Annotated in this window: 14 protein-coding genes; 3 read left to right on the top strand and 11 right to left on the bottom strand. The window is 36.8% G+C overall.

Features of this window, described 5'->3' with window-relative positions:
- Positions 1 to 51: 51 nt before the first annotated feature.
- The 5 genes from ytpR to MHH66_RS23415 form a co-directional block, all read right to left on the bottom strand.
- Positions 52 to 666 carry a YtpR family tRNA-binding protein gene (gene ytpR, locus MHH66_RS23395; RefSeq protein ID WP_002089041.1) on the bottom strand — a complete coding sequence of 205 codons (615 nt, stop codon included), beginning with the start codon at positions 664 to 666 and terminating at the stop codon, positions 52 to 54.
- Positions 663 to 1,475, bottom strand: coding sequence for a DUF1444 domain-containing protein (locus MHH66_RS23400; RefSeq protein ID WP_002089043.1), 813 nt, complete (start codon positions 1,473 to 1,475; stop codon positions 663 to 665). The genes ytpR and MHH66_RS23400 overlap by 4 nt, the downstream gene beginning before the upstream one ends.
- Positions 1,476 to 1,554: 79 nt before the next feature.
- On the bottom strand, positions 1,555 to 1,869 hold the full coding sequence (locus tag MHH66_RS23405) for a thioredoxin family protein (RefSeq protein ID WP_002015619.1): 315 nt from the start codon (positions 1,867 to 1,869) through the stop codon (positions 1,555 to 1,557).
- An 83-nt stretch (positions 1,870 to 1,952) separates the two neighbouring features.
- On the bottom strand, positions 1,953 to 2,462 hold the full coding sequence (locus MHH66_RS23410) for a DUF84 family protein (RefSeq protein WP_078184656.1): 510 nt from the start codon (positions 2,460 to 2,462) through the stop codon (positions 1,953 to 1,955).
- A 289-nt stretch (positions 2,463 to 2,751) separates the two neighbouring features.
- Entirely contained in the window at positions 2,752 to 3,825 is a 1,074-nt protein-coding gene (locus MHH66_RS23415) for a M42 family metallopeptidase (RefSeq protein WP_078184718.1), read from the bottom strand.
- Positions 3,826 to 3,973: 148 nt separating this feature from the next.
- Here MHH66_RS23415 and MHH66_RS23420 point away from each other — a divergent pair, with 148 nt between their 5' ends.
- Entirely contained in the window at positions 3,974 to 4,285 is a 312-nt protein-coding gene (locus MHH66_RS23420) for a PepSY domain-containing protein (RefSeq protein WP_002015622.1), read from the top strand.
- Positions 4,286 to 4,413: 128 nt separating this feature from the next.
- Here MHH66_RS23420 and MHH66_RS23425 read toward each other — a convergent pair whose 3' ends face one another.
- Positions 4,414 to 5,268: a YtnP family quorum-quenching lactonase gene (locus MHH66_RS23425; protein ID WP_100248573.1), complete on the bottom strand. Its 855-nt coding sequence runs from the start codon at positions 5,266 to 5,268 to the stop codon at positions 4,414 to 4,416.
- Between the two features lie 70 nt (positions 5,269 to 5,338).
- Positions 5,339 to 5,992 (bottom strand): tRNA (guanosine(46)-N7)-methyltransferase TrmB, encoded by a 654-nt coding sequence (gene trmB, locus MHH66_RS23430; protein WP_002015624.1) that lies wholly within the window; start codon positions 5,990 to 5,992, stop codon positions 5,339 to 5,341.
- 232 nt (positions 5,993 to 6,224) lie between these two features.
- Here trmB and MHH66_RS23435 point away from each other — a divergent pair, with 232 nt between their 5' ends.
- Positions 6,225 to 6,503, top strand: coding sequence for a YtzH-like family protein (locus MHH66_RS23435; protein WP_002015625.1), 279 nt, complete (start codon positions 6,225 to 6,227; stop codon positions 6,501 to 6,503).
- Between the two features lie 3 nt (positions 6,504 to 6,506).
- On the opposite strand, the gene MHH66_RS23440 is transcribed toward MHH66_RS23435, so the two are convergent.
- The 4 genes from MHH66_RS23440 to pepV form a co-directional block, all read right to left on the bottom strand.
- Positions 6,507 to 7,304: a phosphotransferase family protein gene (locus tag MHH66_RS23440; protein ID WP_002034382.1), complete on the bottom strand. Its 798-nt coding sequence runs from the start codon at positions 7,302 to 7,304 to the stop codon at positions 6,507 to 6,509.
- Between the two features lie 245 nt (positions 7,305 to 7,549).
- Positions 7,550 to 9,691, bottom strand: coding sequence for a type I pullulanase (pulA, locus tag MHH66_RS23445; RefSeq protein WP_078184657.1), 2,142 nt, complete (start codon positions 9,689 to 9,691; stop codon positions 7,550 to 7,552).
- A 222-nt stretch (positions 9,692 to 9,913) separates the two neighbouring features.
- A complete protein-coding gene (gene thpR / locus MHH66_RS23450) occupies positions 9,914 to 10,459 on the bottom strand; it encodes an RNA 2',3'-cyclic phosphodiesterase (protein WP_002067707.1) in 546 nt (181 codons plus the stop codon).
- Between the two features lie 103 nt (positions 10,460 to 10,562).
- Positions 10,563 to 11,969, bottom strand: a complete 1,407-nt coding sequence (pepV, locus tag MHH66_RS23455) for a dipeptidase PepV (protein ID WP_078184659.1) — start codon at positions 11,967 to 11,969, stop codon at positions 10,563 to 10,565.
- A 357-nt stretch (positions 11,970 to 12,326) separates the two neighbouring features.
- Between pepV and MHH66_RS23460 the strand changes: the two genes are divergently transcribed.
- A complete protein-coding gene (locus MHH66_RS23460; protein ID WP_000805512.1) occupies positions 12,327 to 12,548 on the top strand; it encodes a DeoR family transcriptional regulator in 222 nt (73 codons plus the stop codon).
- Positions 12,549 to 12,587 lie beyond the last annotated feature (39 nt).

The following is a 12,587-nucleotide window of genomic DNA, read 5'->3' on the forward strand; positions in this document are numbered from 1 at the left end:
TCGCACAAAAAAATAGCCTCACATATGCGAGACTACTTTTTCTAACATCAATTAAAATTTAAATTCTTGTCCAACTTCAAAGCTATCTTCTAATACAAGAATACCTTTTTCTTCTGGAGCATCTGGAAGCTCTAACTCACGTGCAGAGCAAATCATTCCAGAAGAAGGAACACCGCGAAGTTCAGCTGGTTTAATTAACATACCACTTGGCATTACAGCACCGATTTTTGCAACAACAACTTTTTGTCCTGCATCAACGTTTGGTGCACCACATACGATTTGTAATGTTTCTGTACCGATTTCTACTGTACAAATGTTTAATTTATCAGCATTTGGATGCTTCTCTTTTTCAGCTACATAGCCTACAACAAATTTCGGCGTGAAATCAGCTTCTACTTTTTCTTCAAAGCCATTCTTCGCTAAAATTCCGTTAATTTTTTCAACAAACTCTTTCGTTAATGTAACGTTTCCGTTGTCTGTTACTTCTACATAAGAAGACGCATTAAAGATGTTGAATCCTGCTGTTACATTGCTTTCACGATCGTATACGCGAGCAACATCTCCTTTACGGTCAAATGTACGGTTTTCTAAAGTAATATCTTGTAAGGTAACAATTAAAGTGTCACCAATTCCTTCAAGGTTGTAAAAAACGTTCACTTCGTTCATCCTTTCTCTTTTCCATCTGTCTTCTTCCGATTCTTCGCTAAAATAAAGATTGGTTCGAAGTCCCCATCTTCATATACGAATGAAAGTGATGTAATCGGAACATGCCCTTCGGCAAAAAATTTCATTGTCATTTGTGCAATAATATCATAACCGATTTCGTTGACGATATCAGCAATAATTAATACATCTTGGTGAGGAACTGCAACAACCATATCACCAGAGATCTTTTCACGCATCGAGTGTAGTAACGATTCGTTTAAAATACGACTCGCATCGTATCCATCATTTGTGTTTAAAAAGTAGAATGTATTACCTGCTACTGTCTCCTGCTTAAATTCATAGCCTAATGAGCGAGCATTAAATAATGCCATTTCACGTACTTGTTCCTCTGTAAGCTCTAATTTTTGCAATAGGCGCTCATCAATTAATCGATACGTTTTATTAGAATCTAGCGCATAGTAAATACGTGTTTCCGCCGTATGGTCCGTCATAATAAACGGATTTCCTTCTTCTGATTGTTTCGGGAAAGAAGTAGAGCGAATAACAGGTAAAATTTTCGCCGTGCTATTTTCTTCTTTATGCATTGCAATTAGCGCTTCTTGTACGTAATAAGCGACCTCTTCAATTGCTTTTTCTTTGTTCACTTCCCATTTTGCAACTACTCCTGGAAGTGATACGTTAATACCTTTTTTCGAGTCTGTTTGTTCAATACGAAGAACTTCTTTCTCGCTATCATAATGACAGTCCCATTCTGGTCGAGATAATTTCTTCATTAACTCGTCTTTCATCTTTTTACTTGTCATTTTCATCTCTTTTTCCTCCCTTCCAAAAAAATAACCTCCCCCGCGAAGGTAGAGGTTGTTTTTACAATTCAATTGGCTAATTGTCTTATTTTAAACCTTCAATAAACTCTTCGATTTGCTCTTGTGTTTTACGATCTTTATTTACATAGCGTCCAGTTTCTTCACCTTTATTGTACGCTACAAAGCTTGGAATGCCAAATACGTCTACTTTCACGCATAAATCAATAAATTCATCACGATCTACATAGTAAAATGAGAAATCACTATACTTCTCTTCTACTTCTGGCATAAATGGATCAACGAAACGGCAATCTGGGCACCATTCTGCTGAGAACATGAAGACTACATTCTCTTCATTTTTTAATTCTTGGAATTGTTCCATGCTTTCTAATGATTTCATCTATATTTCCTCCTCTAACGAGTGCACTTTTTCACACTATAATCTTTTCTTTATACTACCATACATCGCGCATGGTGCAAGGTTTATGCTTGCTTTTCATCATACTTATATTGCCCAACAAGTAACTTAACAACGTGTACAAATAATTCCGTTCGGTCGACATAATCATCTGTAAAAATACCGATAGCACCTTCGTGACTACGAATATCTTTTCGCTCTACAAACTCTTCCATCACTTCACTTAGCTCTTTTCCTTCTTCAAGTGGTGCTAAAAAATCATCTGGTAGCTTAATACGCGCCCCGCCCGCAACAAATGTTTTACCTTCAATCGTCGCTAAAGCACCCCAGTTACACATAAATAACCCATGCTCCGTTTTCATAACGCCGCCTTCTAGCCCAATGCCGATATAAGCTGCACCTTCCTGCAATGCTCTCTTCGCTCTATTTACTGCTCCTTGCATCGTCTCTTCATCTGAAAAAGGCTGATTTGCTACTCCTGATGGAACAGAAAGAGATGTAATTTCAGCATTTTCCCAAACCTTCTCCACAGCCCCAACCTTCGTCTTATTCTTCGACCCAACTACTACCTTCATTTCATTCACCTCTATATAAATTCATCATTCTATCCTAATACTAGCCTCGAACACCAAATCAGTCTTCATGACTGAGATTTATACCGTAGTGCGCCTGACCGCACACACGCATCTCTGTGTCATCTCTCCCACCTAAAAAAAGAAAAGGTTTTCCAAAAACAGCCTTCCTCTCTCTTCCTATCCGCGGTCTTAATACATCGCTCGAGCACCAACTAGGCACTGACCGCTCCCATTCATCGCTGGGTCATCTATTCAACCTAAAAAAAGAAGGGTTTTTCACCCTTCCTCTTTACGCGTTATTCTTAATTGTCTCTAACGTCGTTTTGTCCGTCGCTCTCACAAGCTTCGTAATTAATTCCTTCGCTGCCGCATAATCATCAACATGTAAAATAGAAGCATGTGTATGAATGTAGCGTGCACAAACACCAATTACTGCTGATGGGATACCAGAGTTACTTGTATGCACACGGCCCGCATCTGTACCACCTTGTGAAATAAAGTATTGGTACGGAATGTTATGTGTTTCTGCTGTATCTAAAATGAATTCGCGCATTCCTCTATGTGTTACCATTGTACGGTCATAAATACGAAGAAGAGCGCCTTTTCCTAATTGACCGAACTGCGTCTTATCACCAGATGCATCATTTGCTGGACTTGCATCAAGCGCATAGAAAATATCTGGTTGAATCATATTTGCAGCAGTTTGTGCTCCGCGAAGACCCACTTCTTCTTGTACAGTCGCACCAGAGTATAATGTGTTTGGTAATGTTTCATCTTTTAATTCTTTTAGCAATTCGATAGCAAGGCCACATCCATAGCGGTTGTCCCAAGCTTTCGCCATAATTTTCTTTTCATTTGCCATTGGCGTGAATGGGCAGATTGGAACGATTTGTTGCCCTGGCTTTATGCCAATTTCAATCGCATCTTCATAACTATCTGCACCTATATCAATTAACATATTTTTTATATCCATCGGTTTTGCACGTTGCGCATCACTTAATAAATGAGGAGGAATGGAACCAACAACCCCAATAACAGGACCATTCTTCGTCATAACTTGTACACGCTGAGCTAATAGTACTTGGCTCCACCAGCCACCTAACGTTTGAAAACGAAGCATCCCATTTTTCGTAATTTGCGTAACCATGAAACCTACTTCATCCATATGACCTGCTACAAGAACGCGCGGGCCAGTTTCGTCCCCTTTTTTCAGGCCAAATACGCTACCTAAACCGTCTTGCACAATCTCATCAGCATATTTGCTTAATTCTTGCTTCATAAAACTGCGCACATCATGTTCAAAACCTGATGTACCTTGTAATTCTGTTAACGTACGAAATAATTGTAATGTCTCTTTATTCACGAAGTCCCCTTCTTTCAAACCTTAGTAGAATACCTCTTTTATTGTAACGAAATTTTCGAAATGTTTCTAGTTTCTTCTTTTTTAGTTGCATTTGCATTATAATTATTATTGGTACACTATTTTTATTTTACAGAATTGAGGTGAATATATGAGCTGGAAAGGTTTAGTCACAGGTCTTGGCGTTGGGTTCGCAGCTGGTTATTTCGTTGCAAACAAAGTACAAGAACAATCCCATATTTCTTCAGAAAAAGCATTGAAAATGGTGAAACAAGCATTAAGTCATAAAGGTGAAATTACTGGCTCTTGGGTACATATGGTTCCGGAGGCATTTGAAAAATATGATGTCGCGTACGAAGTTTATCGCGGCGGTCTTACAACGATGTTAGATGAAATACAAGAACGATTTGAATTTTTAGTTGATGCTAAAACAGGTACTGTTTTAGAGGTTATAGCAGCATAAAAAGAGGTTTCCCATTAGGTGAACCTCTTTTTTTTTAGAATTACCAACAAAAGCTGATAATAACAGCAATACATAATAAGTGGAGATTGTTCCAATAAATATTTTTGGACACCTTCCTCTTATTAATATTAAGCTTCTATATTTGTTTTTCTCTCTATCTTCTCCACTATATGCCCTTCCTCATTCCACTTTACTGCACGGTAATATGCATCATGATAAAAAGTAAACCACGCCTCTTTTTCAGTACCATACTTCATCCACTTTTGTTTATGTTCAATCGATGTCATTGGATAGTCATCGTATGCCATTACCCATAATACATTTTGATGTGCATGCGTCGGTAAAATATCCGCTAAATGAAGCATCGTTTCACCCTGACTTTCAAGGACGACAACGGCATGTCCATCGCTATGACCACCCGTATGCACCATCTTTATTTCATCCGTAATTTCTATTTCTTTCCTGAACGTAACAATCTTATCAACGATTGGCTCCCAATTTTCCTTCCAATATGTATTACGCGATCTAACATTCGGATTTTTCATTTCATTCCATTCAGTTTCACTTACATAAATCGTTGCGTTCGGAAACGCCGGAACAAGGTGATTTCCCTCCCATTTTGTTAAACCAGATGCATGGTCAAAATGAAGATGCGTCATTAAGACGTAATGAATATCTTCATTATGCAGTCCCAATTTTTCTAAAGATTCCTTAACTGATGATTCTTCTGTTATACCTTGATTCCGCTTCATTTTCTCATTCAATTTACCATTCCCTATCCCTGAATCAATAAGCATGTTTCCTTCTTTCGTTTGTAAGAGTAACGGATCTGTTCGTAAATAAATATGATTTGTATCATTATGTTTATATTTTCGTGACCAAAGTACTTTTGGCACAACTCCAAACATCGCGCCTCCATCTAAATGTGTATTCCCACCTTTTAGCCACGTCACTTTTATATTTCCAATTTGTAACTGTTCCATATCCCATCCCCCTTTTCTATTTAATTTTAACATAATATTCCGATTATTTTTCATATAAAAAACCTATGCATTACTGCATAGGCTCCGTACGATATTTTGCTTCAACTCGATAAATACGATGACCTTTACTAGAAAATTTCTCTTCGTATTCTGTCATAATGTTTCCTTCATAATCACTATTATGAAGATCTAGGCTAAGGTAAGTTAATAACATACCATACTCAGCCATACTCATAATAGAATATTCAAATAAACCTTGGTTATCAGTTTTGAAATGAATTTCTCCGCCATCTACTAACACTTCTTCATAATTGCGTAAAAATGTTTTATACGTTAAACGACGCTTCGTATGACGATTCTTCGGCCATGGATCTGAGAAGTTTAAATAAACGCGGTCAATTTCACCTTTCGCAAAGAAAACTGTTAAATCTTCAGCATCTTTATTAATTAACTTTAAGTTCGGTACTTCTTCTTCAATTAATTTATCAAGTGCATCTACAACAACACTTGTGAATTTTTCAATTCCAATATAGTTAATATGCGGATTTGCTTTTGCCATATCATACATAAAGCGGCCACGTCCTGTACCTACTTCAATATGAATCGGCTGTTCATTTCCAAATATTTCCTTCCAGTTACCAGCGCTCTCCTCTGGGTTTCCAATTACGATATGTGAATACTCATTAATTCGATCCATTGCATAAGGCTTATGTCTTAAACGCATAGATGTCTCCCTCTCTTTACAAAACTATTTTAAAGGAAAAATTCCTTCTTTCTGTTTTAATCAATCTATCAAACAAAAAACCAAGTACGTACGAGCACTCGGTCCGTTTCTTTCAAGTATAAGATGTACCATTTTGATAAAAACTACATAAAGCATTAAACATTCCATGACGAAACAGCTTTTTCTCTTACATTTCTAGGGAGAGAAAAACACTCGAAAGGATGATCCGTTCATGCCAATTAATCAACAGCATCAATTAGAAGTGTTAAAAGATATTTTAATCAACCATCAAAGTGATTGCTGCGGGACAGTTTCTGAATGCGAGCAATTAGAGCGACTCATTCAATCGTTACTCGCAAACGATAGTATAAGTAGTGACACTAAAGTAATGCTAAACGATGTATATTCTTATAGTCAATCGGGTAAATCTTCCTCTAATTTGGACAACCATATTTCCAATAATCAAGAACAACTTACTCAGTGGATTGCTGGAATGGACAATTTTTCTTAAGTATTATTCTGAAGCAAGTAGTTGCTGTAAATATTGATGCCAATATTTAGCTTCTGCTTGCTGCTTTTTTGTTGTGTGCCATTGCATAGATAAAATCGTTTGTGCTATCACATACCATCTCATACGCCTAAGCAATGATTCATCTAGTTCAATCTCATAATATCCGAGCCACTCACTCCATTCATGGCGCGGAACATACCAATATAATAACATACCAAGATCTAAAGCTGGGTCAGCAATAACAGCCCCATCCCAATCAATTAAAAACAATTCATCTTCGTCCGACAATATCCAATTGTTATGGTTTACATCACAGTGGCATACAACGAATTCATTGTACTCAATATCTTTTAATGACTCCGTTAAATATTGAAGACCTTGCTGAATTGTTTCATCAACTCTTATATCTCCTCTTAAAACGAGCTGTAATTGTTGTAATAACTCTTGCGCATGAAGCGGCTGCTTTCCTAGCCTTTGAATCATCTGCACAAGCGCTTTAGAGGAGTGTATTTTCTTCAAAAGTTTCGCAACACGTTCTAGTTTCATATCCTCTGGCTCTAACTTCTGTCCCGGAAGCCATTTTTGAGCAGAAATTACATCACCGTTCGTTACCCTTCTTGTCCAAAGTAATTTTGGAACAATTCCTTCTGCTGACAATACCGCTAAAAAGGGCGATGTATTCCGCTTTAAAAATAACTTTTGTTGTCCGTTTTGCGCAATATATGCATCGCCCGTTACTCCACCAGCCGGTATAAGACTCCACTCTTTTCCTAATAATTGTTCCAACCATTCCATATTCATTACCCGTTAACAAATCCTTATCTTTTATAGTTATGAAAAGAAAAACCGCAACATTTCTACGCATGTTGTGGATTCATATATTTTACTGTATTTGAATGAAAAAACTTGGCATAAGCCGAAAACAGGATAAATCACCTGTTCTTCTAGTTTATTTTACAAAATCAATCATAGAATGACAACTTATGAAAATCGTCACCTTTGTCAATTCTACATTTATTACATTCTCATCGTCAAGTAGCGATTTGTCACATTATCGTCAATATATACGTGCTAATTGGAGCCAATTGAAGTTCCTTTCCTCTAAATGAAGAAATTGGCTCTATTTTCGCTTGCTTTTCGTTTACTAACACATGCCACGTTTCTTCTTTTGGAAGCTGCACCGTTTTAGCTTCTAAACCGCTATTAAATAAAACTACAATCTCTTTCCACGGTCCAAATAATTCTACATGCTCTAGGTGGTATGCCAGTACTTCTGTAGATGTTTGCAAAAAAGTCATATGCGTTTTTATAAGGTCTGCATTTTGTAATCGGAATGCCCCGTGCCCTTTGCGAATCGCAATTAACCCTTTTATATAGTTAACGGTCTCCATCTCTTTCTCTTTTTGATCCCAATCTAATTGATTAATTTCATCATTTGCATTATAACTATTTTCATTCCCTTGCTTCGTACGATAAAACTCTTGCCCCGCATGTAAGAAAGGAATCCCTTGTGAAAGAATAACCATTGCAGTTGCTAAACGATGACGCCTTTTCAAAATTTCTTCTGATTCTGGATTACTTTGCACTAGTTTATCCCACATCGTCATATTGTCATGACATTCTACATAGTTGATGCTTTGCATTGGCTCTAGGAACAATCCTGTTTCTTTCATACTTAAAAGGCTACCAGCTACTATATACTGCAAATGATTACAATCTACATGCCCACCAAATGCAAAGCCACGTTTATTAATATTAAAAGTACTTCCTTTTATTCCATCACGAAATTGATCATTAAACTGTGCGATACATGGCATTTTATTCGCATTATTTAACGTTGCTTTCTCTTCAAGAGGAATCGGTGTTTGTAAATCCCATCCTTCACCTAATAACAGCGCATCCTGCTTTATTTTTCGTACTTCTTTTTCTAATTCATTCATCGTTTCAACATCTAAAATTCCCATTAAATCAAATCGGAATCCATCAACATTGTATTCAGTAAGCCAATATAAAACAGATTCTATAATAAATTTCCTCATCATTTTCCGTTCAGATGCTATATCATTTCCAACTCCCGTCCCATTAGAAGGCATACCGTCTTCCCCATGACGAAAATAATATCCCGGGACAAGCTTCTCAAATGATGATAATTCTCTTTCATAAACATGATTATATACAACATCTATAATCACCCTGATGCCGTGATCATGAAATGTTTCAATTAGTTGTTTACACTCTACTATCCTGTTATATGGATCAGAAAGGTTTGTAACATAAAATCCTGTTGGTATATTGTAATATAACGGATTGTAGCCCCAATTATATGCGGAAGCAGGATTCACTTCATCTATACCACCAAAACAATGTAAAGGTAATAGTTCAACATGTGTAACGCCTAAATCTTTTATATGAGACAATCCTGTTAATGTCCCATTTCGCCCTACTGTCTCCTCTTCCATTAGCCCTTTATATGTTCCTTTCTTATTCACCCCACTGTTTGGGTGAATAGTAGCGTCACGAATATGCAGTTCATACAATATGGCATCTGTCATTGACTGTAATGGTGATAATTCTACTCGTTTTGTCACATTCGTTTTTTCCAAATCGATAACGACGCCGTATTTTCCATTTATCGTCGCAGACTTTGCATAAGGGTCAACCGCTTCGTTCCATATTAAATTAATACAAACAAGGAATGTATATCGTGCTCCATCATGATCACCTTGCAATGTATGAATCCACACTCCGCTTTCTTCTCTGTACATTTCATAATCAATATATTCTTTATCACTTTTATAAATCCGTACTTTCGCAAGCCTTGCAGTCGGAGCCCATACTTTAAATATTGTTTCTTCTTTTTTATACACAGCACCTAAGTCGGTACCTTCGTAATAATATTTTTCATCGAAAACTACTGTTCGAATCACAGCGCCTATTTGTAAATCTGTTTCTTCATTCCGTTCATCCCGTACTGTATAATACTTCCCCACATCTATCGGCTCTTCTATAAAACATTCATACTTCGTTGCATCTGGAAGAGCAATAGTATGAACAATCGGTAACTCTTTCACATTGCTTCCTTCTTGTAAACGAAATGTCCGGCTTGTTCCATACGCATGCGGGAGCAAAATTGTAATTTTATTCATTTCATCTAAATAGGCATCAAATGGACGTTTTACTTTCAACATAAAAAATCACCATCATTCTCAAAATTAAAATAAAGTGAAACTTTAATCAGTGTGAACGCTTTACTCCCACTGATTATTAGTTGAACCAATCGGGCCTTTATGGGCAGTAGAGGGGTGAAACGAGCTGCAAGTGATAAGGGTTTTCTTATCAGCGAAGCTCTATACAGTAACACATTATTCCCTATAGTATATTCACCTGTATAAAAAACGTTTTCATACATTCTATTTTTGTAGTTTTATTTCAGTAATCGATTTATACTTCGGCGTTTCCTTAACGTGAGATTCATACAAAGTAATCGTATCTGCTTGAAATGATGTTACAGGTAACTCTTTTACATTTGTCAGATCAAACACTTTTTCTCCTACCCATTTACGCGCAACAGTAATATGTGGATGATAAGGACGTGTATCTAGAGAGAAGCCATTTTCTTCACAAATTGTATGCACTTGCTTTTGTAAAGTAAACAAATCTTGATTATCACTTATCCCCGCCCAAAATATACGCGGCTGGTCCACCTGTCCGAATGTAGAAAGTCCTTGTAACGTGAACGATAATTCCGTTTTTTCTGTAAGTGTTTGTAATCCATTCTTTATTCCTTCTAACTGTTCCTCTGTCGCACTTCCTAAAAATGAAAGGGTAATATGATAGTCTTCTTCATGTACCCACGAGCGAAATGGTAATTCATCCTTCATTTCCTCTTTATAATTAGAAAGAATTTCTTTTATATGACGTGGTAAAGTTACTGCGACAAAATAATGCGGCACCATCTACATCGTCTCCTTTATGTTATTGTTGCTTTTCTTTCTTATCTCATTCAGCTAAAAAGAATCCGCCCTCTAAAGTAGAGAGCGGTCATTATTTACATATCTTTTATTTCGCTAATTCATGAATTGCTTGCGCATAAATCGCTGTTGCTTTTAATAAATCTTCAATTTCAATGTACTCGTCTTTTTGATGCGCAAGTTCTTCTTTTCCAGGGAATAGCGGGCCAAATGCAACGCCAGCTTTCAATGAACGAGCATACGTACCACCGCCAATTGCTAACAATTCAGCTTTTTCACCAGTTTGTTCTTCATATACGCGTTGCAAAGTACGAATTAACGTATGATCTTTGTCAACGTGATGCGGGCGAGAGTTAGAATAATCCGCTACTTCAAATCCATGAGTACCAACATATTCTTTTAACTTTGCAATCGTTTCTTCAAAATTAGTCGTAACTGGATAGCGTACATTTAATCCTAAATTACCACCGTTTTCTTGCGAATAAGACAGGCGACCAACATTCACCGTTAACGGGCCGCTAATATCGTCTTTATAAGAAATACCAGCTTTATCTCCAATAATATCACCTGTAAATGTTTCTGTTACAAACGAGGCAAATGAAGCCCCTTTTCCATCAAGAGAAACTTTCGTTAAGAAGTTTACCAATAATAAACCTGCATTTTCTCCCTTTTCCGGAGTAGATCCGTGAGCTGAAATCCCTTTGATTTGCAACGTCACCGTCTTTCCTTCTACAATTGCTTTACCTATTTTTTTAGCAGTTTGTAAATACTCTTCATATGCTACTGTAAGTGTATTTACATCTTCTCCTGTAATAACTGCTTCTGCAAAATCAGGAACCATATTTAAACGACGACCTGACTCAAATGAAATAAGCTTAAATGTGCCTTCTTTCTCTTCGCCACCACTTTGCACAACTTGTATGTCAGAAATTCCTTTTTCTGCATTAATAATAGGAAAATCTGCATCCGGCGCAAAACCGATTGTTGGCATTTCTTCATTTTTAAAATAATGATCTACACACTTCCAATTACTTTCCTCATCTGTTCCTAAAATCATACGAACACGTTTTGAAAGAGGTAAGCCCAATTCTTTAACGATTTTCATCGCATAGTAAGCTGCCATCGTCGGCCCTTTATCATCAATTGCACCGCGTGCAAAAATCTTCCCGTCGCGAATATCCGCACTATACGCAGGAGTTGTCCAGCCATCTCCTTCTGGTACAACATCAACGTGACAAAGAATACCTACTAATTCTTCTCCTTGTCCCATTTCAAGATGACCTGCATATCCTTCTAAATTTTTAGAACAGAAACCTTCTGCTTCTCCTTTATGTAACATGAAAGATAAGGCTTTTTCTACACCTTCACCAAATGGTGCGCCCTCTTTCGCAGATTCTTCTTCCCATACACTTTTAATTTGTAAAAATTTTTGTGTATCACGAATTAAATCATCTTTTCGTTTTGTAACTTCTTCTGTCCAATTAATCGTCGACATCACGCATCCATCCTTCACTATATTGTCTCTTTCATCATAGCAAACGAAAATCTCTTATGCCATACATGAAAACCTAATAACGGACAATTGTAATATTTCAGATATTTCTTATTAGTTTTTCTTTTATTTTTTTAAAAAAATTTGCAGGAATTTGGCGTTTTACGTAGAAATTTATGAGTTAGTTGACTGACCAGACATACAATGTCAACTACCAATATTTTTCTATATGAATATTTGTTAAACTTTTGTAAAATTTAAGTAGATTAAAGCATGAATTTTATCATGTAGAGTACAATGGTAGTAACGACCTTCTTTCCTGAATGGGGTCAAAAAAACTAGTAGAGGAGTGGTTTTCTCTTGAAACCTACAACTACTCGTATGCTAACACGCATTAAATCAATTTATATGTACATCAATGAAAACGGTACGGTAACAACGAAAGACCTTGTAGATGAGTTCGGGATCACACCGCGAACGATACAACGTGATCTAAATGTGTTGCAGTTTAATGAACTCGTGTATAGCCCTTGCCGCGGCAAGTGGACAACGACAGGAAAGAAAGTGAGAATGACCTCATAATAAAAAATAATTGTATGTAAATAAATACATACCCCTTTC

The organism is Bacillus sp. FSL H8-0492, assembly GCF_038006145.1.
Taxonomy (GTDB): domain Bacteria; phylum Bacillota; class Bacilli; order Bacillales; family Bacillaceae_G; genus Bacillus_A; species Bacillus_A mycoides.

Coding starts and splice junctions, on each gene's coding strand:
- ytpR (WP_002089041.1), bottom strand. CDS start 666: ATGAACGAAGTGAACGTTTTTTACAACCTTGAAGGAATTGGTGACACT.
- MHH66_RS23420 (WP_002015622.1), top strand. CDS start 3,974: ATGAGCTGGAAAGGTTTAGTCACAGGTCTTGGCGTTGGGTTCGCAGCT.
- MHH66_RS23400 (WP_002089043.1), bottom strand. CDS start 1,475: ATGAAAATGACAAGTAAAAAGATGAAAGACGAGTTAATGAAGAAATTA.
- MHH66_RS23405 (WP_002015619.1), bottom strand. CDS start 1,869: ATGAAATCATTAGAAAGCATGGAACAATTCCAAGAATTAAAAAATGAA.
- pepV (WP_078184659.1), bottom strand. CDS start 11,969: ATGTCGACGATTAATTGGACAGAAGAAGTTACAAAACGAAAAGATGAT.
- MHH66_RS23425 (WP_100248573.1), bottom strand. CDS start 5,268: ATGGAACAGTTACAAATTGGAAATATAAAAGTGACGTGGCTAAAAGGT.
- trmB (WP_002015624.1), bottom strand. CDS start 5,992: ATGCGTTTAAGACATAAGCCTTATGCAATGGATCGAATTAATGAGTAT.
- MHH66_RS23440 (WP_002034382.1), bottom strand. CDS start 7,304: ATGAATATGGAATGGTTGGAACAATTATTAGGAAAAGAGTGGAGTCTT.
- thpR (WP_002067707.1), bottom strand. CDS start 10,459: ATGGTGCCGCATTATTTTGTCGCAGTAACTTTACCACGTCATATAAAA.
- pulA (WP_078184657.1), bottom strand. CDS start 9,691: ATGTTGAAAGTAAAACGTCCATTTGATGCCTATTTAGATGAAATGAAT.
- MHH66_RS23435 (WP_002015625.1), top strand. CDS start 6,225: ATGCCAATTAATCAACAGCATCAATTAGAAGTGTTAAAAGATATTTTA.
- MHH66_RS23410 (WP_078184656.1), bottom strand. CDS start 2,462: ATGAAGGTAGTAGTTGGGTCGAAGAATAAGACGAAGGTTGGGGCTGTG.